The following is a 22,810-nucleotide window of genomic DNA, read 5'->3' as shown; positions in this document are numbered from 1 at the left end:
GGGATCACTTCTCCTGCGGGTGCTCCTTGAGCAACTCCTCCGGCGTGTAGAACGAGCGGGTGCCTGCCGCTTGCCGGACCTTGGCCACGGTCTCGGCGGTGACGGGCGCGGCTTGGTTGCCGAAGCTGTTGCGGACGTAGGTCAGGACGTCGGCGACTTCCTTGTCATTGAGCATTCCCGCGAACGGGGTCATCGGCACCTGGCCGGGATACTTCACGCCCTTGAGTTCCAAGGGACCCATCAGGCCGTGGAGCGTGACCTTGATCAGGCGCTCCTCGCTGCCCGTGACCCAGAAGCTGCCTGAGAGCGGCGGGAAGCCGGCGGACGGCAGGCCATTGCCATCGGCCTGGTGGCAGGTGAGGCAGAATCCTTCGCGGCTGTAGATCGCGTGCCCGGCCAGATAGCGCTGCTGGTCCGCGGCGATGAGGTGCTTGGGCGCGGCTGGCGCGGGATGCTCCTCGATCTTTTCCTCGGCGCGACCGGCGAGGCGGGCGGCGGCGGTTTTCGCCGCATTCTGGCTCCAGCGGTCGAGCGGCTGCTTGGAAGCCTGCTCGACCACCGTTTTCGCAGCCCCGCTATCCAGCCATGTGGCGGCGACGATCGACTCCAGGCGGACGCGGCCTTCGGCATCGTTCGCGGCCTTGCTCAGCAGCGCGGCCGGATTCGGCACACTGCGGAAATTGTAGCGCAGCACGCGGACCGCCGCGGCGCGGACGTGGTAGTCCGGCGACACCAGCAGCTCACCGAGCAACTTCGTATCCACCTTGTTTAGAGCCCAGGTCGTCCACAGCGCTTCGAGGCGGTGGTGCTCGTAGCGCGAGTCCTTGGGGTCCAGCTTGGCCACCCACTGCTGGAGCGCTGGCAGCACCTCATCGGCCGAGTGACCGCGGATCTCGCGGCGGGTCCGGTAGCGGGTGCGATACTCGGGCAGCTTGAGGTTTTCGAACAGCGTCGCCAACGGGGCACCGGCGATCTTGGCTGGCTTCACCAGCGGACGCGACGGGTAGGTGATGCGGTAGATGCGGCCGTGCTCGTGGTCGCGATGCGGGTCGCGGGCATTGTGCTGCATGTGGCCAATCAGCGCATTCTGCCAGTCGATGACGAAGAGCGAACCATCCGGCGCGAACTCAAGGTCAGCGGGGCGGAAGTTGCCGTCGGACGACTTCAGCAGGTCCTGGCGGAAGGTGGTCTTGTAGCCCGTCGGTTCGTCCTCGATCTTGTGCTGCTTGATCCCGAGGAAGCCGATGGCATTGCAGAGCAGCATGTCGCCCTGCACCTCATCCGGGAAATGGCGGGACGAGACGAATTCGAGCCCGGAGGTCGGGCGGACCTCGTTGCCCTTCGGCGCGAGATTGGGTGAGCCCGGGTTCTTGACGCCATAGGGAGTCTTGAGCGAGCCCGGCAGCATCCACTCGATGCCCGGGCCGGAGGTGTGGAGGAAGAAGTCCTGGCCCCAGTCATCGAAGGCGATGCCCCAGGGATTCGGGATGGAGAGCTGCGCGGTGCGCTCAAGATGCGTGCGCTGCGGGCTGAAGCGGAAGAAGCCGCCATCGACACCGCGCACCGGGCCGTAGGGCGTTTCGACATTCGAGTGGAGGAAGACGCCCTCGCCCATCACGAAGGACCCGGACGGATCGGCGCAGAAGGCGCTGACCGCGTGGTGGGTGTCGTGGGTGCAGAAGCCGGTCAGCACGACCTCGCTGGAGTCCGCCTTGTCGTCGCCATTGGTGTCCTTGAACAACATCAGGTGCGGCTCCTGCGCGACATAGACGCCCTCGGGCGCGAACTCGATGCCGATCGGCAGGTGCAGCTTGTCGGCGAAGACGGTCTCCTTGTCGGCGCGGCCGTCGTTGTTGGTGTCCTCATAGATGAGGATCTTGTCATTCGGCCGCTCGTCGCCGGGACGATAGTGTGGATAGCTGGGCATCGTCGCCACCCACAGCCGGCCCTTGTTGTCGAAGGACATCTGCATCGGGTTGGCGAGGTTCGGGAACTCCTTCTCGGAGGCGAAGAGCTCGACCTTGTAGCCTTCCGGCACGGCGAGCGCCTTCACCGCCTCGCGGCCTTCCTTGTAGTCCGGATCGCCGTTTTTGCCGCCGGGCTGATAGTTGGTCTTCACCTCCGGCAGGGGGGGGGTGGAATGGTCGGCGGTCTTGAGGTCGAAGCCCTTGCCATTGGCGATCGCCCACACGGCGCGGTCGCGGACCTCGGTCATGGCCCGCATCTTCGTGGTCTCGAAGGGATAGTTCTGCGGGCCGAAGGGATTGTAGCGTCGGCCATCGACGTGGACGCCATTGAGCATCCGGTAGTCATTGAACCAGAACCAATCCTTGTCGCGGACGGCCTCGACGATCTTGGCCGGCTTCCCAGTGGCCTTGCGCGGGACCTTGCCGAAGGCCTGGTCGACCACGGCCGGGCCGAGCAGCTTGTAGCCATCGTCGCTGGGTAGGAATCCATTGCGGGTGAATGGCTTGTCCAGCGTTGCGTAGAGCTTGGAAGTGGACTCGAAGAGATCGATGAACTCGACCTTCCGCGCCGCGGCCACCTCGGCCATGGCCTTGGTGTAGAGCGCGAGGTTCTCGTTCTCCTTCTTGCCATCCGGCAGGTCGCGCTTCGCGGAAAGGTCTTCGAAGGCGATCGGCGAAACCAGCACCAGCCGCGGGGCCGCGCTGCCATTGTATTTCTGGGCGAGCGTGTGGGTGATGAAGGCGTCCAGCTCGCCCTTGAAGTTCTCCAGGCCGGCCGGGCCGTCGAAGGACTCGTTGTAACCGAAGAAAGCGAGAATGGTGTCCGCCTTCACCGTCGTGAGCCACTGGTCGGGCGTCGGGTGATTGCCCTGGCCGGCATGGATCTGGTGCTGCGGGTGGAATTTTTCGGCGCCGGGAAAGGCCCACTGCGACTTGCGCGAGGGATGCGGGCGAAAGCCGGGCGTATCGCCGACGCGGCACAGGTTGCGCACCACAAGCTGCTTGTCCGGGAAGCGCATCTGCAAATCCGCCTCGAAATACGGGTGGTCGATGAAACGTTCGCCGAGGCCATTGCCGAGGAGGACGATGTGCTCGCCATTCTTCGGGGGAGTGGCGGCCCATGCGGCGGGTTGGGCGACGATGGCCGCCATCGCGAATAGCAGGGTTTGCTTCATGATGATGATTCTTGTGAATTGCGATACCGCGCGAAGGCCAGCTTTTTGTCGAACAGCTCCGACAAACGCCTTTGATTCGCCAAATATCCAAGTGCTTAATGTGGAAACGCACTCTCCGGCAATGCCGATTATTGCCTTAAACATCGCCCGGGGCACGGATTCGGTTGAGCCCGTGACACGCTCGGGATTTCCGACGACGGGTTTTTGTGCTGAATGTGTCCTGTTCAGCCGTCGTGAAACGTCGGGAACTCGAACCTCTGCATCCGCATCCGGCCATGACCGACACCTCCGCCCCCGGCATCGTTTCCACCCGCTTGATCCTGTTCCCGCGGAACGCGGTCTTCGATGCCTTCCGCGACCCTGCCCGCCTCGCCTTCTGGTGGGGACCGAATGGGTTCACCAGCACGATCCACGAATTCGACTTGCGGCCCGGCGGGCGCTTCCGCCTCACCCTGCACGGCCCGGACGGCGCGAACTACGAAAACGACAAGGAGTTCCTCGAAGTCGTGGAGCCGGAGCGCGTCGTCTTCCGGCATTCACAGCCGATGCACGACTTCACCATGACCATCACTTGGGAGGAGGAAGCCGGCGGCACGCGGCTGACCTGGAAGATGGCATTTGAACCCGCCGCGGCCGGTGAAAAGATCCGCGACTTCATCCTGAAGGCGAACGAGGAAAACTTCGACCGCCTCGAAAACCACCTGAAATCCACACCATGAAATACCTGCCTTGCATCGCCGGCGGCCTCCTCGGGGCCATCTTCCTGATGGCCTCTCTGATGTTCTTCTTCAAGCTCATGCCGGACCAACCGCTTCCGCCGGAAGGAAGCCCGCCCGCACACTTCATGGCCGCCTTTGGGCCGACGGGTTACATGACCTTCGTGAAGGCTTTCGAGCTCATCGGCGCGATCCTTGTCATCATCCCGCGCACCCGGAACTTCGGGCTGCTGATCCTGGGCCCCATCCTTATCAACATCCTCGCCTTCCACATCTTCGTCACCAACGGAGCGGGCATCTTTGAGAAGCCGTTCCTGACCCCGATCGCCTGTGTGGCCGCCCTCTACCTGCTGTGGGTCGCTCGCAAGCAATTCGCCGGACTCGCCAACCGCTGAAATCTCCTACCCAATCATGATCGTCCAACCCTACCTGTTCTTCGACGGCCGCTGCCAGGAGGCCCTTACCTTCTATCAGGAGAACCTCGGCGCCCAGGTGGTGATGGCGATGCGCTTCAAGGATAGCCCGGTGCCCGCCAACTGCGGCCCCGGTGGAAACGCGCCCGATCCGGAAAAGATCATGCACGCCTCCTTCAAGATCGGCGAGAGCCTGATCATGGCCTCCGACGGCAACTGTGAGGGCAAGACCAAGTTCGACGGCTTTTCGCTCTCGATCTCCGTGAAGGAAAAGGCCGAGGCCGAGCGAATCTTCGGCGTGCTCAGCGACGGCGGGCAGGTGTGCGCTCCGATGGTGGAAACCTTCTTCTCGCCGGCCTTCGGCATGCTGATCGACCGCTTCGGCGTGTCGTGGATGGTGCTGGTGGACACGCAGCAATCCTAATTCGGCATGAGGGCTGCTCATGGGCGATCCCGCCGATGATGCAGCTCGTCACACGCATGCTTGAACCTGCCTCCTCCCGCCCGCCGGAGGAGCAGGTGGTGCTGGCTGCGGAGCGCCGCCAGTTCCTGAAGCGTCGCTGGCGCGGCATCGCGGAGGATGGCACTGAGTTCGGCTTCGATCTGGAAAGCCGGCTCGCCGATGGCGGCGTGGTCTTCCAGCAGGACGGGAAGGACTACATCGTCCGGCAGCTTCCCGAGGTCGTGTACGAGGTGCCATTCGAAAGCCCGGCCCATGCCGCGCTGGTTGCATGGAAGACCGGCAACCTGCATCTGCCGGCACAGATTTTCGATGACCGCATCCGCGTGCTGCACGATGAGGCGATGGCACAGTTGTTAGACCGGGAAGGTTGGGCCTTCACCGAGCCGGCCGTGCTTTTCCAACCCCTCAAGGCCATGGCCCATGCCGTCTGACCCGTCATCTAGCGGAACGGCTGCGCCGTTCCGTGAGGAGAGGCCACCCGGATCACGGACTTCCGAGTCTCTGGACCCGCCGCCCCCAGCCGGAACGACGCAGTCGTTCCGCCACGAAAGAGATGCGCTGCTGTGGCTGATGCAGGCGAACGACTCCCAGTATCCCTCGGGAGCGTATGCGCATTCCTTCGGGCTGGAGGAATTGGTCGAGTGCGGAACGGTGAAGGACGCCGCGGGACTGGAGCGATTTCTCGAAACGCAGATCGTGCCGGCTCTGCTCACCTTCGAGCTGCCTTACTTCCTTCGGGCCCATGAGGCGGCTTTGAAGGAGGATGCCGCGGGTCTGTTAGAGTTGGATGCCGAGCTGGATGCTTGGCGCTTGCCCGCCGAGACGCGCGATGCTTCTCGGCGCATCGGCTCGCGGCGGCTGGAGCTGCTACGGCAGCTTTCGCCATCGCCGCTGGTGGAAAGCCACCATGCCGCCTGCCCTTTCAGCCACCATCTCGTGGTGACCGCGATCGAGCTTTCATCACTGCCGGTCGCCTTCGCGGCGCGGGCCTTCGCGTTCCAGACGGTCACCGGCTTTGCGACGGCGTCGATGAAGCTGCTGCGGATCGGCCAGACCGCTTGCCAGTCGATCGTCCGCCGCACGCTCGACCGGCTTGGTGCTGATCTCGACTGCTCGCTCTCCCGTCCGCCCGACGGGTGGTTCAATCCTCTGTTAGAAATTGCCTCGCTCCGCCATGCCCGTGCCGATGCCCGACTCTTCATCTCCTGAATCTACCCCCAAGCGTCCCTTTCGCCTCGGCGTCGGTGGTCCCGTCGGCTCCGGCAAAACGATGTGCGTGCTGCGGCTTTCGCAGTGGCTGAAGGACGAGCTCTCGCTCGCAGTGATCACCAATGACATCTACACGCGCGAGGACGCCGAGTTCCTGCTGCGTGCCGGCGTGCTGCCCGCCGACCGCGTCCGCGGCGTGGAAACGGGCGGCTGCCCGCACACCGCGATCCGCGACGACATCAGCATGAACATGGCCGCCGTGGTGGACCTCGAACGCGCGCACCCGGACCTGAAGCTGATCCTCATCGAAAGCGGCGGCGACAATCTCTCCGCCACCTTCTCCCCCGAACTAGTGGATGCCTACATCTACGTCATCGACGTGGCCGAGGGAGACAAGATCCCGCGCAAGGGCGGCCCCGCCATCCGCACCAGCGACCTGCTGCTCATCAATAAGACCGAGCTCGCGCCCTACGTCGGTGCGGACCTCGAGGTGATGGCGGCCGATTCCGCGAAGCAGCGCGGCACGCGGCCCTTCCTGTTCGCGGATTTGAAATCGGAGAAGGGCAAGGACGAGCTCCTCGCCTGGCTGAAGCATGAGTATCTCTTTGTCTAATGCCCACTGGGAGCGCGGAATTTATTCCGCCTGTCTTTCGCCTTTTTCGAACTCGCGGAATAAATCCCATTCTTCAAATATCTCCACGGTGCACAAGGGCATCCATGATCGTGGCTACCTGCCTCACTGGGACTTCGAAGACTCGGTGCAGGCCATCACGTTCAGGCTGGGCGACGCGCTCCCTACGTCTGTGATCGAAGAGTGGAGGAGAGAGCTGGCCGGTTCCTTGGGAGGTTCGGAGCGACATCTTTCCCCGCGGGCCCAGACAGACCTGCATCGCCGCATCGCGCGTTACGAAGATGCCGGCCACGGCTCAGGCGTGCTCGCAATGCACGAGTGCGCGGCAATCGTCCAAGGTTTGCTTCTAGCCGGCCACGATGGAGCCTACAAGCTCATCGAATGGTGCATCATGCCGAATCACGTGCATGTGTTGGTTCGCTTGACGGGTGAAATCGCCTTGGGACAAATCGTGAAAGGCTGGAAAGCTCCGGCCGCCATTCAGATCAACCGGCTGCTTGGTCGCAGCGGCTCATTGTGGCTGGAGGACTATCACGACCGGTTTATCCGGGACTTGGACCACTTTCATAACGCGGTGGCATACATCCGTGAGAATCCCGTGAAGGCGGGGCTGTGTAAGACGCCTGCTGAATGGAGATTCTCCAGCGCCGGAATAGGTTGGGGCACCGGATCAAGTCCGCATGAAGGGAGGACTCGGGCGGAATGAATTCCGCGTTCCCAGTGACAGGTCGCAGCATCCGCGGCCACCTCGACCTCCGCAGCGATGTGCGGGGCGACGGCACGCCATTCCTCTCGCGCCAGTCCTTCCGCGCACCGATCCATCTCAGCAAGGCGCACGTGGAGTCGGGGTCGCTGCTTGTTCATCTCGTGAATCCCACCGCGGGCTTCTTCGATGGCGACCGGCTCGACCTCGATATTACAGCTGGCAAAAGCACTCGGCTTGTCCTCAGCACGCCGGGTTCCTCGCGCGTTTATCGCGCTCGCAGTGAGAGTCCGGCGGTCTGCCAACAGCGGCTGACGGTCGAGAGCGGCGCGTTCATGGAATGGATTCCTGAGCCGTTCATTCCACAGGCGGGAGCGCGCTACTTCCAACGCACGGAAATTCAACTCGAGGAAAACGCCGACCTGCTCTTCTTCGAATGGATCGCACCCGGTCGCGTCGCACGCGGTGAGGTCTTCGCTTATGAAAGCCTGCGCTGGGAACTCGACCTCATCGCCCAGGGGAAGCTAGTCGCCCGCGAGCGCTTCGAGCTGAAGCCCGGCGATCATAGCCTCACCGCCTTGCGCGAGAAGTTTCCCGCGGCGCACTACGTGACCGTCTACGTCACCATGGCTGCCGACGCATGGCCTGCCGCCGAACTCGATGCGCTCCATGGCGAGCGCACTTACCTCGGCCACGGACCGCTATTTGAGAGCGTCCACATCGTGCGCGCCTTGTGTGCCGATAGCCTCGCGGCGCGCGCCTTGATCGGCGAATTGCGGCGCTTGCTCTATGAAGCAAGCCACCAGCCGATGCCGCGGCTCGGCAGGCTCATTGCATGAAATTGCGGGTTTCGACGCCATTCCTGCCGCATCGTACCGCAATCTCCAGATGCATGAGGATGGCGCATGAATCCGCCTGTTAGGCAGGATTCGGTTTCCTGTCATGTACATCCCGCAGTTGGCACGGATGGCCACGCGAATGCTCCTGCGGTTTGGCGGGGAAGTCTCCCACCGCACCAACCATACCGAACAACCATGATGAAACCTGTGAAGTCCTCCGTGTTCGCCAGCGTCTTGATCGCCTCCCTGCTCGGCACGGCCGCGTCCATGGCGGGCGATGCCGAAACCACCACGACAACCATCACCGCGGCACCCGAGTCTGAGAAAAAATGGGCCGGCACCCTGAACCTCGACCTTAACTCGCACTTCGTTTCCTACGGCCTGGACGTCTGGGGCGATGGCAACGACCTCGAAGGCGGCACCTTCAACCCTTCCCTCGAATTCACGTGGTCCCTGCCAGCGAACTTCAGCTTCATCCTCGGCACGTGGTGGGACATGAACGACAAGGTTCCCTCCTCCATCGGTGGTTCCCTCCAGGAGGTCGATATCTGGGCCGGACTTGGCTACAAGATCGGTGATCTCAGCATCACCGGCCTCTATCAAAACTGGTATTATGCCAGCGGCAACGAACAGATCGTCGATATCAAGTTCGCCTACGCTTGCTTCCTCAATCCTTCGCTGACGTTCCACAACCGCGTCGATCCCGGTGCGTCCGGCGGCAACAATGGTACCGTCATCGTGGCCGGTATCTCCCACTCGATTGAAGCCGGTCCGGTGACCTTCTCGTTCCCGCTGAACGTCGCCTACTTCCTTGATGACGACTTCCACCCAGGCAGCATCGACAGCGGCTTGGGCTACGGTTCGCTGGGCGTCAACGCCACCTACGCCCTGGACTTCCTTGGTGAAGACTACGGCTCCTGGAATATCCACGGCGGCTTCACCTACTACCTCACCGACAGCGATGTCGTCGGCAACAGCCGCTCCGGCCGTCCGGACAATGACTTCCTGACCGCCAACATCGGCATCGGCTGCGCTTTCTAGGCCACCCCCCCTTCCTTGGTATCAATCGGTTGCAGCGGGAAGGTCCGTTCCCGGTTCCCTCCAGGAACGGGCCTTTTCGCCGCTTGCTCTAAAAACACCATCTGTCCCAAATTCATGACCCGCTCCGTCTTCCAACGCCTGCTCGCTTGTGCAGCGCTCACCGCCGCTTTCGGCGCTTCCCCCTCCACCGCCCAAGACACTGTCAAGGTCGGCGTCCTTCACTCTCTCAGCGGCACCATGGCGATCAGCGAGACCTCGCTGCGCGACGTGCTGCTCTTCACCTTCGATGAAATCAACGCCGCCGGTGGCGTGATGGGCAAGAAGATCGAACCCGTCGTCGTGGACGGCGCCTCGAACTGGCCGCTCTTCGCCGAGAAGGCCAAGCAACTCCTCGATCAGGACAAGGTCGCCGTGACCTTCGGCTGCTGGACCTCGGTCAGCCGCAAGTCGGTGCTCCCCGTCTTCGAGGAAAAGAAGGGCCTTCTCTTCTACCCCGTGCAGTACGAGGGTGAGGAAATGTCGAAGAACATCTTCTACACCGCCGAAGCCGTGAACCAGCAGGCCACCCCGGCCGTCGACTACATGCTCGCGGAAGGGAAGAAGAAGTTCTACCTGATCGGCTCCGACTACGTCTATCCGCAGACCACCAACCTGGTGCTGCTCGAATACCTGCTCAGCAAGGGCGTGCCGCTTGAGAACATTGGCGGTGGCTTCCGCAAGGAAGGCGACGAGATCGTCTCCGCCGGCAAGTACACGCCATTCGGCCACACCGATTACCAGCAGATCATCGCCGAGATCAAACAGTTCGCCGCCGGTGGCAGCGCCTGCGTGATCAACACCCTCAACGGTGATACCAACGTGCCCTTCTTCAAGGAGTACGCCGCCGCCGGTCTCACCGCCGAGACCTGCCCTGTCGTCAGCTTCTCGATCTCGGAAGACGAGTTCCGCGGCTTGCCCGCGAAACAACTGGTCGGCCAGCTCGGCTGCTGGACCTACTTCCAGTCGATCAAGTCGCCGGCGAACAAGAAGTTCACCGATGGCTTCCAGGCTTGGCTGAAGAAGACCGACACTCCCGGCATCGTGAAGGAAGGCCGCGTGACCTGCTCGCCGATGGTGCTCAGCTACGACGGCGTCTACCTCTGGAAGGCCGCGGTCGAGAAGGCCGGCTCCTTCGACGTGGACAAGGTGAATGCCGCGCTTGAAGCCGGCATCTCCTTCGACGGCCCCGGCGGCAAGGTCACCACCCAGAAGAACCGCCACCTCACCAAGAACGTCTACATCGGCGAAACGCGCGCCGACGGTCAGTTCAAGATCCTCAAGGAATACAAGGGCGTCGTTGGCGAGCCCTTCCTGAAGGGCACCTACAAGAAGTAATTAACGGACACTTATTCTCCCCCCGGAATAGTCGCCACCAGCCCCGTCCCGTGCTCCCGCGGGACGGGGTTTGTGTTTTTGCATCAAGGCACGCGGTCAAAGGTCAGGCCCGGATCACCCTCCGGCCCACCGGCGAGGATGAAAGTCATCTTCTGCTCCGGGCTGAACTTCACTTCGCCGACCATCTGGGCGTTGTCCGCGCTGAGGACAAGCAGGCCGCGGTCGTTGATCTCCCACGTGCCGGCCAATTCGTTCGCTGAGGTCCCATCCTTGGTGAAGTTCCAGGTGAAGCCTGCGTCCTGCCGCAGGCTCAGCGTCACGACTCCCTGATCGGCGCGGTTGCTACGCCATGTGCCGATGAGTTGCGTCGAGGAAGGACCTTCGACCGCTGGCTCGCCATCGGCGGCGGCGGGCGGAGGGACCGGTTCGTCGCTCTGGGATTGCACCGACGAGCGCGCAAGATCGCGAAGCTGGCGGCTGATGCTGTCGTCCGGCCGCAACCGTGCGACTTCGTCGAACTCCCTCGCGGCGCGATCGAGTTCACCGCCGACCAGATAGTGATATCCGAGCAGGAAGCGCGGGGCGGGCTGGTCAGGCGTGGAGGCCACGTAATTCTCCAGCTTGGCAAGCTGCGTGAGGTAGCTGCTCTCAGCGCCGTAGAGGCCGGTCATGGTCGCACGATCCCAGCCTGGACCGGAGGCGAGCAGTGGATGAAGCACGCCTGCCGCATCGCGGTATTTGCCAAGCGCGAATAGCACCAGCGCGCGATACTCATGGAGCGCGGAGTCGCCCGGCTGATAGGAGATCGCTTCGTCGACGTTGGTCAGCGCTGTGAGGTAATCCTCGTCGCGGAAGGCGGAGCGCGAGCGATCCAGCATATCGGCAGAACGGCTGGCGCTGAGATTGGAGGCGATTTCGTCGCCGGAGGTGTACTCGCGGGCGATCACCGACATCGGCTGCTCGTAGTCGATCACCGTGCTCTCGTAGCGGTAGGGCTCGGGCGTGTAGGGATTAATATAAGAGTAGTAGCCGGTGTCGTAGATCACGCTGCCGAGGCCCCAGCACGCGAGGCCCCAGGAAACCGGGTAGGAGCGGATGGAGTAGCCAGGATACCAGGACGGATACCAATTGCTGTAACAGCGGCGGTACCAGCTAGGACTCCAGCAGTAGTTCCAGTGACTGTGATACCAGCCGCGATGGGAGGCGCTGGCAGTCCACCATGGATTCGAACCCCAGCAGCTCGGGTGGTAGCTCCAGTTCACCGAGCGCCGGAAATTCGGGCTGATCAGGGCGGCATCGAGCGAGCCACCTCGCCGCGTCATGCCCCCCGGCAGGCCAACCCGAGGTGTGCCGTCACGCGGCATGGAAGACCACTTGCCCCAGTTCCCCCACTTTTTCTGCGCCACGGGATCCAGCCCGGTATTCCGGGCCAGCACGCCGGTCCGGTCGGCAGGCCGGCTCAGCGTGAGCCGGCCAGGCTTGCCATCGGGGCGGACGAAGCCCACCTGACGTCGAGCGAGGGAAGGCTGGTTGGTCTGAAGCTGCCGCCCCGTGGCCGCAAGCTTGGTGGGCACGCGGTTGAAACGGTTCGGGTCGAGAGATCCGACGCCGCCCGGCTTCGTTACTTTCCCTACCTGCGGCATCGGCCGGGTCGATGGCTGCTGGCGCGTCAACTGCCGGGGTGCGGACGGCGTGACGGTGGATCCCGGCCGGGCCGTCGGCCGCGGTGTCTGCGTCACATTTGGCTGCACTCGCGAAGGTGTTTGCCGCGGGGTGATCTGGCGCTGCGGGGTGGGTCGCACCGTCGGCCGTTGCTGGGGCGTCGAGCGCTGCGGCGTGACCCGGGGAGTGACTTGACGAGGAGCGATCTGGCGCGGAGTCACTTGCCGGGAGGGTGCCGGACGAGCAGACGGCGTGGGCCGATAGGTTGGAGCAGAGCGGACTGACGGCGCAGGTCGATAGCTCGGTGCCGAACGGACCGACGGCGCAGGCCGATAGCTCGGTGCCGAGCGGACCGACGGCGCAGGCCGATAGCTCGGTGCCGAACGGACCGACGGGGCCGAGCGGGCGGGCGCGGCGGAGCGGCCCGCCGACGGCTGGTTGGCTCCGCGTCCCGCCACGCGTTGGGCGGGAGCGACGCCGGAGCCGAAGAGGGACAGAACCGCCAATAAAACGATCCAGTTGGATGGCGCTTTCATAATGCGAGGAGTGGGGTTCGGGTATTTCTACCCTTGGGCCATAATGAGACGAGTAGCTGGCCCCATCCATTCATCCCATTTTCACTCTCGTCGTGCTCCCTTGTGCACCGCAACGGGTTTTTGAATACTCACTCATTTCTCTCACGGAGCGCTTCATACAAACTGGCTCGTTGGGAATAAGCCGGTTATTGGACGAAGAGCCCAAAAAATGCCCCGGAGCGGGATGCTCCGGGGCACAAAGGAACGAGTAACCAAAGCAGGGACCTCAGCGACGGAGCGAACCCAGCAGGGTGCCGACTGCCGCCGTAGCCGTCAGTCGCACGGCTTCCTTGGTCGTGACAACCTTGTCGCGGGCAAGATTCACGGCCAGCAGGGTCGCGTTCGCGAGGTAGAGCGCCGGCTTCCGGTAGTCGGACAGTTTGCCGAGCTTGGCGAAGCGGTCGGCCAACGAGGTGCCGGTGGCGTCCACCGTGTTCTTCACGGTGCTGTCGATGCCGAGGATCTTCACCGTGGCGGTGAGGATGGAGTTTGGCACGGCATCGATGTCGTCTTTCACGCCGTCACCATCGGTATCGGGGATCTCGATGATGACTTGGGTCGCCCGCCAGACGTGGGCGAAGCCGTGGCCATTGGTTTCGGGATCCAGCAGCGAGTCCTCACCCGCGGCAAAACCCAGGCCCGCCAAGACGCGTGGCTTCAAGCCAAGTCCGGTGTAGGGCGCGTTCGTCGTGTACTCCACGAGAGTCGAGCTGTCGGCCCCCGAGATCAACCGGATGCCGCCCGTGCGCCCGCTTCCGCTGGCGACCAGTCCCGGCGAGCCGATCAACCAATCGATGGTGCCATCATGGTCATAGTCCAGACCACCACCGACATGGACCTGCTGGTAAGCCGGTAGCGATGTCAGCGAGAGATCCACCAGCGTGGTGAGATCGCGTCCGGAGACGACGATCGCTCCACCGCTGGAATAGGAGCCGACCATGAGATCCGCCAGGCCATCGCCATTGACGTCCGGAACCGCCGCAAGCGATTCCCCGAGGCGATGATACACCGCGGTGCCAGTGATTTCCGCCGCGGTGCCTCCGTCCGAACTGCGGACGATCGAGACCTTGCCGGCGTAGTTCCCCGCGACGCGGAATCCGGGGGCACCGATCGCCACATCGGCCCGGCCATCGCCGTCGACATCGCCAACGGTGGCCAGAATGGTGCCGAAGTTCGTGAAGGAGTCCGTGGTATTGATGACCCGCAGGGTCGATCCGTCGGCCCCGGATTGCACGTGGACGGCTCCATAATAGATACCGGCACCGGGCGCCCCGACGTAGAGGTCATCGACGCCGTCGCCATTCTGGTCGCCGGCATTTTCGATCGCCCCGCCGTATTGCGAACCCGCAGGTCCCGCGGTGGTGGAGAGCACGGCACCACTCGCGCCGGAGAAAATCCAGACTGCGCCTGCTCCGTAGCCGCCGCTCGCGTCGGATTGTCCCGGCGCACCGATTGCTAGGTCGGCGACGCCGTCACGATTCACGTCGAGTGCGGCGAGCCCCAGCCCGAAGAACTGGGATCCGGCGATGTTTCCCTGGTAGCCGCGCAAGGTGGTGCCATCGGCGCCGCTGATCAGATGGACGATGCCCGCGCTGTAGTTGCCATCAGCACGGTAGCCCGGATCGGAGATCGCGAGGTCGACGGTCCCGTCGCCATTGATGTCACCGACGGCGACATAGTTGGCTCCGAGCTGCTGGTGATCCGCGGACGGGGTCAGGGTGAATGTCGGCTCTTGGGCGAGGGCCGGCAGGGAGGAGATCACGGCTGTGAGTGCCAGGCACAGGCCGTATCCCGGGAGTGGGAGTTTCATTTATCAGTGTGTGTGTAGGGTGATGGCGACCCTTCAGCTTGAAGTAAAAAAATCGGGGAAAGTCAATAATCAGCCTAACAGTTAAATTCCCCTGATTATCTTACATTCCAATGATGTTCCCAGCTGTCCCTTAAAGGGCGCGGAAGCAGTCGCGAATCGAAGCGTGCCCGCCCTCAAACAAATCGACGCACGCCAGAGGCCACTCGGGCTCTCTGGTGCTCACTTGGGACGTCTTTTCTGCGGGCTGGAGGTGATTTCGAGGCCTGACTGCGGTGCTTCGGCTGCGCCTGTCCGGGACATCTTAAAAAAATCATGGCCCGGAAAATTCCTTGGGCTATCAACTAGATTGCCCTCGTCCGTTAGATGAGGGTTTCACGCTTCCCGAGATCGCCATGAAACTCCGGACCTACCTCCGGCGGCCACTACTCGCCGCCCTCTTCGCCGCCCTGCCAGCCCTCGCGCCCGCTCAAGAACCGGCCACACCCGCCACCCCGCCCGCCGGGGAGGCGTCCACCGAAGATGCCGATGTCGAGTCCCTCGGCAAGGCCGCCGCCCGCTTCGTCGCCGCCTTCAATGCCAAGGATGCCGCCACCATCGCAGGCCTCTTTCTCCCGGAGGGGGAAATGATCGGCCGGGATGGCGAGACCTACCAGGGCCGCGAGGCCATCGAGGCGCGCTACAAGGAGATCTTCGAGGGCGAGGACGTCCCGCAGGTCGCGCTTGAGGCCTCCTCGGTGCATCTCGTCGCCCCTGGCGTCGCCATCGAGGAAGGTGTGGTCCATTTCACGGTCTCGGACAGCGAACCGGTGAAGTCCATCAGCTACACCGCCACCCAGGTGAAACAGGCCGACGGCTCCTGGCTCATCGCCAGCACCCGCGACCAACTCGAAGTCACGCCGCCCTCGGAACATCTCAAGCCACTCGGCGGATTGGTCGGCGAGTGGACCTACGAGGGAGACGATGGCGTCCGCACCGAGTTCGCCATGGACCTCGACGACAGCGGGAATTTCCTGCTCGGTGACGCCGTGGCCACCGACGAAGATGGCGACATCCAGACCACCAGCGTCCGCATCGGCTGGAACCCTGCCACTTCGTCGCTCTTCTGGTGGACCTTCGACAGCGACGGCGGAAACGCCACCGGCCAGTGGACCCGCAGTGGCGATGGCTGGCTGATCCGCACCAGCGGCATCACCGCCGACGCCGAAACCAACGCCGCCACCCAGAAGCTCAGCTTCGATGGCGAGGACACGATCGTGTGGAGCTCCACCGACCGGGTGCTGGATGGCGAGCACCTGCCGGACATCGAGGTGCGCTTCGTCCGCCGCGCGCCCGATCCGGACGCCGATCCACTCGCGGGAACTCCCGAGGAGCCCGAAACCAAATGAACCTCTTGCCCCTTTTCCAGCGATGAAACTCTTCACTCCCTTCATGGTTTTCGTGACCGTGCTTTCCCTCATCGTCGCCGACGTGGAAGCCCGCGGCGGCGGAGGCGGTGGTGCCCGTGGTGGTGGCGGCGGCGGCGCTCGCGGCGGTGGTGGTGGTGGCGGCGGATTTTCCCGTGGTGGCGGTGGTGGTGGAGGAGCCAGCCGCCAAGCCTCCCGCAGCCCGATGACCGGCTCCCGGATGAGCCGCCCGCAAAGCAGGCCGCAAAGCCGCCCTGCGTCGCGTCCACAGCCCTCCACCCGTCCGGCCCAGCGCCCGCAAACCCGCCCCGGTGGCGGCGGAGGTGGCACCCAACGGCCCACGACCCGGCCTGGTGCCGGGGGCGGTGGTGTCCAGCGTCCTGAAACCCGGCCCGGTACAGGCGGCGGCGTTCAACGTCCCGGAACCCGGCCCGGTACAGGCGGCGGCGGCGTTCAACGTCCCGAAACCCGACCCGGTGCTGGCGGCGGTGGTGTCCAACGCCCCGAAACCCGACCCGGTGCGGGTGGTGGAGGCGTCCAGCGTCCCGGAACGCGGCCCGGCGCAGGTGGCGGCGGTGTCCAGCGTCCCGGAAATGGCAACGTCAAGCCGATGCCCTTGCCCGATCGTCCGAACACCCGGCCCGGCAACGTCAATTACCCACGCCCCGGCAATCGTCCGGGCAGCGGCAACAATAACAACATCATCCGCCCGGGCGGCGGCAACACGGTCATCCGTCCCGGTGGCGGCAATACGATCATCAACAACCGCCCGGTCATCAACCGCCCCAACTTCAACAACCGCCCCGCGAACCGTCCCGCCTGGGGCAACAACTGGGGCAGTTGGGGAAACTGGAACAACCGGCCCGGCACCCGCCCTGGCAATCGCCCGGGTTGGGGGAACAACGTCAACATCGGCAACAACGTAAATCTCAACATCAACAACAACTTCCGCCGCTACAACAACTGGGGCTACCGGCCGAACTACTGGGGCAGCCGCCCGTGGTGGAATGCCAACCGCTACCATGGCTGGCACCACGGCTGTTGGAACTACGGATGGAACAAGCGCTGGTATGGCCACTACCACGGCTACCGCCCGCGGCCTTGGCCCGGCTACTACTATCACGACAATGACCTCGCCGAAGGGGTTGCCTGGGGCATCGCCGCCTGGGGCTTGGGGAACCTGATCTACAACATCGGCTACCAGAGCTACAGCAATCCCTACCCGGCCCCGCCGGTCCAGAGCAGCACCGGCACCACGATCATCAACTACAGCGAGCCGATCACCGTTTCCGCCGGCACCATGCCGCCGGGAGACGAGGCCGCCGAAGCCACCGCCGAGGAGAAATCCAGCGCCGCGCTGGAAGCCTCGCGCGCGTCCTTCAAGCAGGGCGACTACCTCGCCGCCATGAAGTCGGTGGACGAGGCGATCGCCTACGTGCCCGGCGACACGGCGCTCCACGAGTACCGCGCGCTGGTCCTCTTCGCCCTCGGGAAATACGGCGAGGCCGCCGGCGTGCTCAATCCCGTGCTTGCCTCCGGCCCGGGCTGGGACTGGACCACCATGACCGGCCTCTACAGCTCGCAGACCGTTTACACGGAACAGCTCCGCAAGCTGGAGGACTACGCCCGCTCGAAGCCCTCCGATGCCGCCACCCGGTTCCTGCTCGGCTACCATTACCTCGTCTGCGGCCACCTCGACCGCGCCGGGGAGCAATTCGAGCAAGCTGCCGCGCTCCAGCCAGCGGACACCATCGCCGCCCAGCTCCGCGATCTCTGCAAGTCATCCGTCACTCCCGCCAAGGGCGACGACGCCCCGGCGGATCCGCCGGTCGAGGCCGAGAAAGCCCCCGCCCCGCCGCCCGTGCCTGCCGACAAGCTGGTCGGCACTTGGGTCAGCGACCGCGGCGCGCAGGGCAAGGTGACGCTGACGCTCGGCGCGGACGGCAAGTTCACTTGGGCCTTCGCCAAGGACGGCAAGAGCAACGACCTCGCCGGCACCTTCAGCATCGACGAGCGCGGGCTGCTGGTGCTCGCCAGCGAGGACTCGCAAATGGTCGGCGAGATCAAGCTGCCGGACGACGCGAAGCTGAACTTCGTGCTGGCAGGCGGCCCGCAAGGCGATCCCGGCCTGAACTTCGACAAGGCACTCTGAGCGTGCCTGACCTTCCGGCCCGCCCCGCTCTGCGGTGGCGGGCCGGGATTTCCCGTAGTCCGGGATTTTTGGGTCAAAATTGTCTTGCCACTGAAATCCGCGTGACTAATTTCCCGCCCGCCGCACGCGGCGCCATTAACAAGACCCGTTCGTCTAACGGTTAGGACTCTAGATTTTCATTCTAGCAATAGGGGTTCGATTCCCCTACGGGTTGCCACTTTCCAAGCCACTCTCTCCGGAGAGTGGCTTTTTTCGTGGCGCGACGCTCACTCCTTCCAAGCCGCGCCGCTGTCGAGGTAGTCCACCACCTCGAAACGGTCACCTACCGGCAGCGTGGACACCCAGAGGCGGGCGGCGGCGGGTTCATACTCGGCCCAGCGGGCGGCCAGGTTTTTCGCGGCCCACACGCGGGCTGAACCTTCGGGCAGGGTGGCGACCCAGCGGCTCGCCGCCAGCGGATCACGGTTCCCCCAGTCGCTTGCGAGTTCGCAGATGCTAGTTTCCACATCGTCCGGAGTGACGTCGTCTGCTGCGAGGGGATGAATCAGGAGATACTGGGCCACCGCCGCCGCGAGCTCCGGTGGAATTTCGCTCTCCGCCTCCCCCAGCAGGTTCCCGGCGATTTGTCCCTTCCTCTCCGCCGGAAGCGCCTCGAAAGCCGCAGTGGCTTCCATCGAGGCAGAGCGTCAGACTGTGGTGCAGTCATCGTTCGAGGCGCTCCTCGAGCAAAGCCCTGAACGAGCGGAAGAGCTGCTGGGCCAACTTTCGGATCCTGACGAAATCGCGCTCGCCCGGGAACAGATCGCGTTAGCCCGGAAACAAATAGAGGACGCTGGCGCGAAGACGCCTCCGTTGCAGGCGCGATCCATACCCGAATGGATCGCGAGCTTTTCCAGCGATACCGACCATGCCATTCTGAGGGGTCCGCACTTTCAAGCCACGCCTTGGCGGCGTCCGGCTCTTCCGGCACCCACCAGGTAAGGATTTTCCTGCGGGCCTCGCTCCGCGCATCTGCCCCGGAAATTTCCGACTCCCACCGGATGGCCGCGGCAAAATCGGACGAGTTCGCGAGTTTGTGCACCACCGAATTCACCCCCTGATCACGGATCGGTCCGGGCGGTTGCTCCAGCAGCCACGTCGAAAGGCCGTCCACATCCTCGGATGACCACTCGTCCGCCACCACCTTCGCCATCTCCGTGCCATGGCGGACGGCCGTGTCCATCGCGGCGAGCGCATCGGTCGCCACCAGTTCCTCGACGAAGTCATCGAGCCCGGCGATGGCATCCCCGCCATCGCCACCATTGTCGCTATCGTCGGCAAAGCGGACATAGGCCGTGCGGTCCGCGGCATCCGGGAGCGTCTGGAAGACCTCTGCGAACCGCGCCAAGGCCTGCTGGGGATCGGCAGCGATGGCTTCCCGCCCAAGCGCCGCGAGTCGCTCGGCTTTCACCCGCAGCGATTCGGTCGCTTCCGCCATCGCCAGCGCCGCGGCGGGATCTTCCTTCACCAGATGCCGGAAAGCCGCTCCTTCCAGCTCCCACTTCAGCTTTCCGGACCTCGCCCGCGCGGCCAGCTCGGCAAGCAACTCGGGATGCTCCTTCTCCAGCGCTTCAAGAAAGCCTTCCTCGAACGATCCATCGGTGCGGTCCGGATGCTCCTCCAGCCACGCCAGCGCCGCGTGGGGATCCTGGCGGGTCCACTCCTCGATGACCTCGTTCTCGGACTCTCCGTCGTGCTCTCGCAAAAGCTGGAGCGCTGCACCGGGATCACTGGCGGCCAGCTCCCGCGCGATCTCTTCGCGATCCGACCTGATGCTGAACTCCGGATGAGCCGCCAACGCCGCCTCGACCCGCTCGGGATGAAAGCGGGCCAAGGCCTGCATGACTTCGTCAAAGAAGTCTTCGGGGACCTCGCGGACCGCCAGCTCGGGGTCATTCAGCGTCCACGCCCACCATGCCAGTCCTTCAAGGTAGGTGGCCGTCGCCGCTCTGATCGCGCCGGCCGGATCCACCTTCGTCCAACGGGCGAACAAGAGCTTCAACACGTCCTCATCCGCCTCCGGCAGATTCTGGTAACGTTCGAAAAAAGCCCTGATCCCGGTTTCGTCCGCGTCCAGCAGCCATAGCGCCAGCCGCTGGTACAGCGAATGATCATCGAGGCCGAGCAGGCTTTCCACGGTGTCCGTGGATCTCGACTTTATCGGGACGCCCGAACTCGTTTGCCCGCCCGTGCCTGGTGCCGACGCAGCCTGGGTCGCGGTCGATTCCTGCGGCGGACTCTCATGGAAATGCCGGGACCCGAAGCCACAGGCAAAGCCTACGGTCAGGGCCAGCGGCACCAGGAGATAGGCCTTTCCGATCACTTCACTGTGACCTATCGGCCGGCCCCAACCCCGGCAAGCCAAAGTGCCTTTTACTGGGAGCGCGGAATTCATTCCGCCCGGCTTGCCCACCGTAGCCTTGGCGAAGGGGGGACGGTGGGTTCGCCGAGGCTTCCAGGCGGAATGAATTCCGCGCTCCCAGTGTGCCACGGCGCTCCGTCCACAGGCTTAGTCCCGTGCCATTCTTGTCAGGTCCCGTGACCTCATGAGGATTTGCAACACGGGACAAGCCGCTCTAACATGGCAGACCCCGCCATGCCCGATCCCGCCTCCATCCCCGGTACCACCGAGCTGCTCCAGTCGCTGGGCACCGCGCTTGGTCTGGGCTTGCTGGTCGGCCTGCAGCGCGAGTGGACGCGCGACCGCGTCGCCGGGATCCGCACCTTCGCGTTGATCAGCCTGTTCGGCGCGCTCAGCGGGCTGCTGTCGCTGACCTTCGGCGGCTGGGTGATCGCGGCCGCCCTGCTGTCCTGCGTGGCCATGGTCATCGTCGGCAATCTGGCCGAGTTGCGCAGCTCCAATCCCGACACCGGCCTCACGACCGAGATCGCGATTCTGGTGATGTTCGTCATCGGTGCCGCGTGCATGACCGGCTACATCATCGAGGCGGTGGTGTGCGCCGGCACGGTGATGGTGCTGCTCCACAGCAAGGACTGGCTGCACGGCATGGTGCGGAAGATCGGTGAAGAGGACCTGCGGGAAATCGCGCGGCTGGTGCTGGCGGGCTTGGTGATCCTGCCGCTGCTGCCGAACCGCGAGATGGGTTACCTCGGCGTGCTCAATCCCTTCAAAGTCTGGCTGATGGTGGTGCTGATCGTCGGCATCAGCTTGGTGGCGTATTTGATCAGGAAGTTCTTCGGCGGGGCAAAGGGAGCGGCGCTGGCCGGCATTCTCGGGGGCCTGATTTCAAGCACCGCCACCACGGCCAGCGTGGCACGTCGCAGCCGGGCAGCCGGCACTGGCGGGATGATGCTGGCGGCGATCGTCATGACCGCCTCGTCGGTCGTCTTCATCCGCGTGATCGCCGAGGTCGTGGTCGCCGCACCGGCCCAGTTCCGGGAGCTGCTGCCGCCCTTGGTGGCGATGATGGTTTGGACCGCCGTGGTCGCCGTGGTCATCCATCGCCTCGCCGCGAAGGCCGGAAGTCCGCCTGAGGAAGAGAGTCCGCCTTCCGAACTGAAGGGAGCGGTGATGTTCGGGCTGCTCTACGTCGCGGTGCTCTATGGCGTGGCACTCGCCAAGGAGCACTTCGGCAACGCAGGCCTGTACGTCGTGGCGGCAATTTCCGGGCTGACCGACATGGACGCCATCACCCTCTCCACCTCAGGACTGGTGAACTCGGGAGACGTCGATCCGCGAACCGGTTGGCGGGTAATCCTCCTTGGAGGACTCGCCAATCTCGTCTTCAAGGCCGGGCTCGCCTTGAGTCTCGGCGCACAAGGATTCCGCAGGCCGGTGCTGGCCGGCTTCACCGCCGCCCTCGCAGGCGGCGTTGCGATCCTGATGCTGTGGCCGTGAATCAGCCAGCTCAGCCGTGCGGGTCTTCGTGCGGATGCTTCACTTCGTGAAGCTCGTGAAGACGCTGCTGATGGCGTTGGTGCTGTTCTGCCCTGAGGCTCTTTTGCAGATCGTGCTGCTCCTGAAGCTTCCGTTTCGCTTTTGGATTCTTATCGCCCATGGCTTTAGGGAATGGGGTTCAATGCCAACGATGGCCCCATCCCGCCCCTTCGCAAGCTGAGGAATCCCGGGTCAGCCCTTGGCTTTCTCCAGTGCCCTCACGTACTTGCCGGGATTCTTGTAGAACTTCTTCACGCACGGCTTGCAGCAGAACTCGAAGGTCTGGCCTTCATGGACGACCGACACGCGCTCGTCCATGTCATCGAGGCCATCGCCGGTGACGAGGCAGGTCTTGAGCGGGTAGGGCTTGGGCTTCGGCGCGGCGGCCTTCTTCGCGACCTTGGTGGAAGCAGGAGCCTTCTCGGTAGGCGCCGCTGGCGTCGGCGTGGCGCAGGACGCCAGGCCGATCGCCAGCAGGGTGAGGATTGCGGATTTCATGGAAGTTTCGCGAGGTTGGCATCGAGGTTCTTTTCAAACTTCGCAATGCAGGGCTTGCAGCAGAATTTCACCTCTTGGTCACCATACACCTTGGTCACGGGGGTGCCCATGGAGCCGAGCTTGTTGTCGGTCAGCGCGCACATGTTGCTGGTGTAGGGTTTCACATTCGAGGCGGTGGCACCGGTGCCTGCGCAAGAGGCGAGAAGGGCGGCGGTCATCAGGGTCAGTATCGTTTTCATGAT

Annotated in this window: 22 protein-coding genes and 1 tRNA gene; 15 read left to right on the top strand and 8 right to left on the bottom strand. The window is 64.0% G+C overall.

Annotation, left to right across the window (positions count from 1 at the left end):
- Window positions 1–4: 4 nt before the first annotated feature.
- Window positions 5–3,142, bottom strand: coding sequence for a PVC-type heme-binding CxxCH protein (locus OKA05_RS06150; RefSeq protein ID WP_264486236.1), 3,138 nt, complete (start codon window positions 3,140–3,142; stop codon window positions 5–7).
- 275 nt (window positions 3,143–3,417) lie between these two features.
- On the opposite strand from OKA05_RS06150, the gene OKA05_RS06145 reads away from it, so the two are divergent.
- The 10 genes from OKA05_RS06145 (at window position 3,418) to urtA (ending at window position 10,531) form a co-directional block, all read left to right on the top strand.
- Window positions 3,418–3,861 (top strand): SRPBCC family protein, encoded by a 444-nt coding sequence (locus OKA05_RS06145; RefSeq protein WP_264486235.1) that lies wholly within the window; start codon window positions 3,418–3,420, stop codon window positions 3,859–3,861.
- Complete coding sequence (locus OKA05_RS06140; RefSeq protein ID WP_264486234.1) at window positions 3,858–4,253, top strand: hypothetical protein; 396 nt, start codon at window positions 3,858–3,860, stop codon at window positions 4,251–4,253. The genes OKA05_RS06145 and OKA05_RS06140 overlap by 4 nt, the downstream gene beginning before the upstream one ends.
- A gap of 16 nt (window positions 4,254–4,269) precedes the next feature.
- Complete coding sequence (locus OKA05_RS06135; protein ID WP_264486233.1) at window positions 4,270–4,695, top strand: VOC family protein; 426 nt, start codon at window positions 4,270–4,272, stop codon at window positions 4,693–4,695.
- A gap of 56 nt (window positions 4,696–4,751) precedes the next feature.
- On the top strand, window positions 4,752–5,165 hold the full coding sequence (locus tag OKA05_RS06130; protein WP_264486232.1) for an urease accessory protein UreE: 414 nt from the start codon (window positions 4,752–4,754) through the stop codon (window positions 5,163–5,165).
- 139 nt (window positions 5,166–5,304) lie between these two features.
- Window positions 5,305–5,943 carry an urease accessory protein UreF gene (locus OKA05_RS06125; protein WP_264486231.1) on the top strand — a complete coding sequence of 213 codons (639 nt, stop codon included), beginning with the start codon at window positions 5,305–5,307 and terminating at the stop codon, window positions 5,941–5,943.
- Entirely contained in the window at window positions 5,921–6,556 is a 636-nt protein-coding gene (gene ureG / locus OKA05_RS06120; RefSeq protein ID WP_264486230.1) for an urease accessory protein UreG, read from the top strand. The genes OKA05_RS06125 and ureG overlap by 23 nt, the downstream gene beginning before the upstream one ends.
- Window positions 6,557–6,644: 88 nt before the next feature.
- Window positions 6,645–7,280, top strand: coding sequence for an REP-associated tyrosine transposase (locus OKA05_RS06115; protein WP_264486229.1), 636 nt, complete (start codon window positions 6,645–6,647; stop codon window positions 7,278–7,280).
- A complete protein-coding gene (locus OKA05_RS06110) occupies window positions 7,277–8,116 on the top strand; it encodes an urease accessory protein UreD (protein WP_264486228.1) in 840 nt (279 codons plus the stop codon). The genes OKA05_RS06115 and OKA05_RS06110 overlap by 4 nt, the downstream gene beginning before the upstream one ends.
- Before the next feature lie 195 nt (window positions 8,117–8,311).
- Entirely contained in the window at window positions 8,312–9,157 is an 846-nt protein-coding gene (locus OKA05_RS06105) for a hypothetical protein (RefSeq protein WP_264486227.1), read from the top strand.
- 114 nt (window positions 9,158–9,271) lie between these two features.
- Window positions 9,272–10,531: an urea ABC transporter substrate-binding protein gene (gene urtA / locus OKA05_RS06100; protein ID WP_264486226.1), complete on the top strand. Its 1,260-nt coding sequence runs from the start codon at window positions 9,272–9,274 to the stop codon at window positions 10,529–10,531.
- Window positions 10,532–10,614: 83 nt separating this feature from the next.
- On the opposite strand, the gene OKA05_RS06095 is transcribed toward urtA, so the two are convergent.
- Window positions 10,615–12,105, bottom strand: coding sequence for a tetratricopeptide repeat protein (locus tag OKA05_RS06095; RefSeq protein ID WP_264486225.1), 1,491 nt, complete (start codon window positions 12,103–12,105; stop codon window positions 10,615–10,617).
- Between OKA05_RS06095 and OKA05_RS06090 the strand changes: the two genes are divergently transcribed.
- Entirely contained in the window at window positions 12,083–12,388 is a 306-nt protein-coding gene (locus OKA05_RS06090; RefSeq protein WP_264486224.1) for a hypothetical protein, read from the top strand. The genes OKA05_RS06095 and OKA05_RS06090 overlap by 23 nt on opposite strands.
- Before the next feature lie 606 nt (window positions 12,389–12,994).
- On the opposite strand, the gene OKA05_RS06085 is transcribed toward OKA05_RS06090, so the two are convergent.
- Window positions 12,995–14,578 carry a hypothetical protein gene (locus OKA05_RS06085; protein ID WP_264486223.1) on the bottom strand — a complete coding sequence of 528 codons (1,584 nt, stop codon included), beginning with the start codon at window positions 14,576–14,578 and terminating at the stop codon, window positions 12,995–12,997.
- Window positions 14,579–14,970: 392 nt separating this feature from the next.
- Between OKA05_RS06085 and OKA05_RS06080 the strand changes: the two genes are divergently transcribed.
- From OKA05_RS06080 to OKA05_RS06070, 3 genes are all read left to right on the top strand, one after another.
- Window positions 14,971–15,963, top strand: a complete 993-nt coding sequence (locus OKA05_RS06080; protein WP_264486222.1) for a YybH family protein — start codon at window positions 14,971–14,973, stop codon at window positions 15,961–15,963.
- A 22-nt stretch (window positions 15,964–15,985) separates the two neighbouring features.
- Window positions 15,986–18,133: a tetratricopeptide repeat protein gene (locus tag OKA05_RS06075; RefSeq protein ID WP_264486221.1), complete on the top strand. Its 2,148-nt coding sequence runs from the start codon at window positions 15,986–15,988 to the stop codon at window positions 18,131–18,133.
- A 142-nt stretch (window positions 18,134–18,275) separates the two neighbouring features.
- Window positions 18,276–18,350, top strand: a tRNA-Glu gene (locus OKA05_RS06070).
- Between the two features lie 49 nt (window positions 18,351–18,399).
- Here the strand turns inward: OKA05_RS06070 and OKA05_RS06065 are convergent.
- Together OKA05_RS06065 and OKA05_RS06060 are read right to left on the bottom strand one after the other, a co-directional pair.
- Window positions 18,400–18,696, bottom strand: coding sequence for a hypothetical protein (locus OKA05_RS06065; protein ID WP_264486220.1), 297 nt, complete (start codon window positions 18,694–18,696; stop codon window positions 18,400–18,402).
- Window positions 18,678–20,495: a hypothetical protein gene (locus OKA05_RS06060; RefSeq protein WP_264486219.1), complete on the bottom strand. Its 1,818-nt coding sequence runs from the start codon at window positions 20,493–20,495 to the stop codon at window positions 18,678–18,680. Before OKA05_RS06060 ends, OKA05_RS06065 begins: the two co-directional genes overlap by 19 nt.
- A gap of 273 nt (window positions 20,496–20,768) precedes the next feature.
- Between OKA05_RS06060 and OKA05_RS06055 the strand changes: the two genes are divergently transcribed.
- Window positions 20,769–22,031: an MgtC/SapB family protein gene (locus OKA05_RS06055; RefSeq protein WP_264486218.1), complete on the top strand. Its 1,263-nt coding sequence runs from the start codon at window positions 20,769–20,771 to the stop codon at window positions 22,029–22,031.
- A 10-nt stretch (window positions 22,032–22,041) separates the two neighbouring features.
- Here the strand turns inward: OKA05_RS06055 and OKA05_RS06050 are convergent, their stop codons facing one another.
- From OKA05_RS06050 to OKA05_RS06040, 3 genes are all read right to left on the bottom strand, one after another.
- Window positions 22,042–22,191 carry a hypothetical protein gene (locus OKA05_RS06050; RefSeq protein ID WP_264486217.1) on the bottom strand — a complete coding sequence of 50 codons (150 nt, stop codon included), beginning with the start codon at window positions 22,189–22,191 and terminating at the stop codon, window positions 22,042–22,044.
- A gap of 71 nt (window positions 22,192–22,262) precedes the next feature.
- The gene (locus OKA05_RS06045; protein WP_264486216.1) at window positions 22,263–22,568 is read right to left on the bottom strand and encodes a hypothetical protein; all 306 of its coding nucleotides are present in this window, start codon (window positions 22,566–22,568) and stop codon (window positions 22,263–22,265) included.
- Entirely contained in the window at window positions 22,565–22,807 is a 243-nt protein-coding gene (locus OKA05_RS06040; RefSeq protein ID WP_264486215.1) for a hypothetical protein, read from the bottom strand. Before OKA05_RS06040 ends, OKA05_RS06045 begins: the two co-directional genes overlap by 4 nt.
- Window positions 22,808–22,810 lie beyond the last annotated feature (3 nt).

Origin of the sequence: Luteolibacter arcticus, from assembly GCF_025950235.1 — a bacterium.
GTDB lineage: Bacteria > Verrucomicrobiota > Verrucomicrobiia > Verrucomicrobiales > Akkermansiaceae > Haloferula > Haloferula arctica.
Note: the sequence above shows the minus strand (reverse complement) of the source record. Positions and strands in the feature narration are given on the sequence as shown.

What these genes read in the sequence shown, in the direction of transcription:
- OKA05_RS06150 (WP_264486236.1), bottom strand. Translation starts at nt 3,142, where the DNA reads ATGAAGCAAACCCTGCTATTCGCGATGGCGGCCATCGTCGCCCAACCC.
- OKA05_RS06145 (WP_264486235.1), top strand. Translation starts at nt 3,418, where the DNA reads ATGACCGACACCTCCGCCCCCGGCATCGTTTCCACCCGCTTGATCCTG.
- OKA05_RS06140 (WP_264486234.1), top strand. Translation starts at nt 3,858, where the DNA reads ATGAAATACCTGCCTTGCATCGCCGGCGGCCTCCTCGGGGCCATCTTC.
- OKA05_RS06135 (WP_264486233.1), top strand. Translation starts at nt 4,270, where the DNA reads ATGATCGTCCAACCCTACCTGTTCTTCGACGGCCGCTGCCAGGAGGCC.
- OKA05_RS06130 (WP_264486232.1), top strand. Translation starts at nt 4,752, where the DNA reads ATGCTTGAACCTGCCTCCTCCCGCCCGCCGGAGGAGCAGGTGGTGCTG.
- OKA05_RS06125 (WP_264486231.1), top strand. Translation starts at nt 5,305, where the DNA reads ATGCAGGCGAACGACTCCCAGTATCCCTCGGGAGCGTATGCGCATTCC.
- ureG (WP_264486230.1), top strand. Translation starts at nt 5,921, where the DNA reads ATGCCCGACTCTTCATCTCCTGAATCTACCCCCAAGCGTCCCTTTCGC.
- OKA05_RS06110 (WP_264486228.1), top strand. Translation starts at nt 7,277, where the DNA reads ATGAATTCCGCGTTCCCAGTGACAGGTCGCAGCATCCGCGGCCACCTC.
- OKA05_RS06105 (WP_264486227.1), top strand. Translation starts at nt 8,312, where the DNA reads ATGATGAAACCTGTGAAGTCCTCCGTGTTCGCCAGCGTCTTGATCGCC.
- urtA (WP_264486226.1), top strand. Translation starts at nt 9,272, where the DNA reads ATGACCCGCTCCGTCTTCCAACGCCTGCTCGCTTGTGCAGCGCTCACC.
- OKA05_RS06085 (WP_264486223.1), bottom strand. Translation starts at nt 14,578, where the DNA reads ATGAAACTCCCACTCCCGGGATACGGCCTGTGCCTGGCACTCACAGCC.
- OKA05_RS06080 (WP_264486222.1), top strand. Translation starts at nt 14,971, where the DNA reads ATGAAACTCCGGACCTACCTCCGGCGGCCACTACTCGCCGCCCTCTTC.
- OKA05_RS06075 (WP_264486221.1), top strand. Translation starts at nt 15,986, where the DNA reads ATGAAACTCTTCACTCCCTTCATGGTTTTCGTGACCGTGCTTTCCCTC.
- OKA05_RS06055 (WP_264486218.1), top strand. Translation starts at nt 20,769, where the DNA reads ATGCCCGATCCCGCCTCCATCCCCGGTACCACCGAGCTGCTCCAGTCG.
- OKA05_RS06050 (WP_264486217.1), bottom strand. Translation starts at nt 22,191, where the DNA reads ATGGGCGATAAGAATCCAAAAGCGAAACGGAAGCTTCAGGAGCAGCAC.
- OKA05_RS06045 (WP_264486216.1), bottom strand. Translation starts at nt 22,568, where the DNA reads ATGAAATCCGCAATCCTCACCCTGCTGGCGATCGGCCTGGCGTCCTGC.
- OKA05_RS06040 (WP_264486215.1), bottom strand. Translation starts at nt 22,807, where the DNA reads ATGAAAACGATACTGACCCTGATGACCGCCGCCCTTCTCGCCTCTTGC.